The sequence below is a fragment of the Sarcina sp. DSM 11001 genome (assembly GCF_900101015.1).
Lineage (GTDB): Bacteria > Bacillota > Clostridia > Lachnospirales > Lachnospiraceae > CAG-791.
Genome location: NZ_FNFZ01000072.1, coordinates 1 through 1442 on the forward strand (window position 1 = coordinate 1; position 1442 = coordinate 1442).

Here is a 1442-nt window from a genome sequence, read left to right on the forward strand (position 1 = left end):
ACCTATACGGAAAGGAGGATACTATGCCGGTAACACAAAAAACATACCCTGAGTGGGTCCAGCAGTATCGTACCAGGGGAAAGACGGTCAAGAAAAAGGGGGATTCTTATTACCTCTACAAAAGGACATCCAAAAGAGTCCCAGGGAAGAAATATCCCCAGCCGGTAGACACTTATATCGGGATCATCACCCCGGAAGGAGTGATCGAAAGCGATAAAAGAAAGGTGTCATTAACAGATATCGAAGTCTGGGAGTATGGCTTTTCAAAAGCAGTGGCTGATCTGTGTCCGGAAGGATGGAAAAAACCGCTTGGAGATGAATGGGAAGATATATTGAAGATCATTATCTGCAGTTGGTCCGAGACCAGTTACCTTCAACGGGGAGAGATCCGGAGCAGAGAGGAATTCCGGTGCCAGTTCAATACACAGGCAGCTTCACTGAGCAGGCGCATATGGAAAGAGCATAAGGTGGAGCCGAAAGACCTTGCGCCATTAAAAAGGATCTACCTGTTAAAGATCGGGAAAGAAAACGTGATCTCTAAGATTGATCCGGAGCAGCAGGAGATCCTTGACCGGCTTGGATTGAAACTGGAGGTGTGACGAAAACGGTTTTTTTGTCAGATCCCTTCATGAACATATGAAGAACGCAGATGATCCCCGCAGCCCGCGGGCAAAAAAACACGATCTGGCAGAGATCCTTACGTATCTGGTCGCGGGATATGTGACCGGGCATACCACTCTGCGGAGATGCCTGCAATGGTGCCGCCACCATGAAGGATGGCTGAAAAAGAACGGTCTGGCCCTTAAGAACGGAATCGCATCGCTCTCAACAGTCTCACGGTTGCTTACAAGGATGGATGAGGAGCTTTTCCTGTTCAACTTTATTGAATGGATCTGCGGGATCGTCAGTTCGAAAGGAGCCCATCTGGCTGTGGATGGAAAAGCGCTGCGTGGCGCGGCTGAAAAATGCAAAGGGAAACAGGCACCGATGATGCTGCATGTCCTGGAAACTGCGACCGGGCTGGTACTCGCGCAGAAGCCGATCCCTGATAAGGACAACGAGATCACAAGTATCCCTGTGCTGCTGTCGTACCTGGATATAGAGGGGAGCACCGTTACTACGGATGCGTTAAATACACAAACAAGGGTGATGGAGCAGATCATCGGGCAGGACGGCCACTTTGTGATGATGGTCAAGAGAAACCATCCAGAGTGTTATGAAGAGATCGTTGAACAGTTTAATGAAATGAAGGAGGACAGGAAACGGATGGCAGGAGATCCTGCCATACGTACAAGGTACCCGAAATACATCGGGAAATATGACGAGGCAGCGTATGTGGAAAGAAACCGGGACAGGTACGAGTACCGGGAGTACAGGATCATAAATGATGCATCTTTTCTGTCAAGAACAAAGGTTCAATGGCCGTTCCTGAAAAGCGTGGG

The 1442-nt window shown here is 49.1% G+C and carries 2 protein-coding genes; both read left to right on the top strand.

Annotated features, from left to right (window positions below; genetic code table 11):
• Nucleotides 1–23: 23 nt before the first annotated feature.
• Complete coding sequence (locus tag BLT02_RS16665) at nt 24–599, top strand: hypothetical protein (protein WP_092998170.1); 576 nt, start codon at nt 24–26, stop codon at nt 597–599.
• A gap of 37 nt (nt 600–636) precedes the next feature.
• Nucleotides 637–1442, top strand: an 806-nt coding sequence (locus BLT02_RS16670) for an ISAs1 family transposase (protein ID WP_139187726.1), incomplete at its 3' end; no start/stop codon positions are given.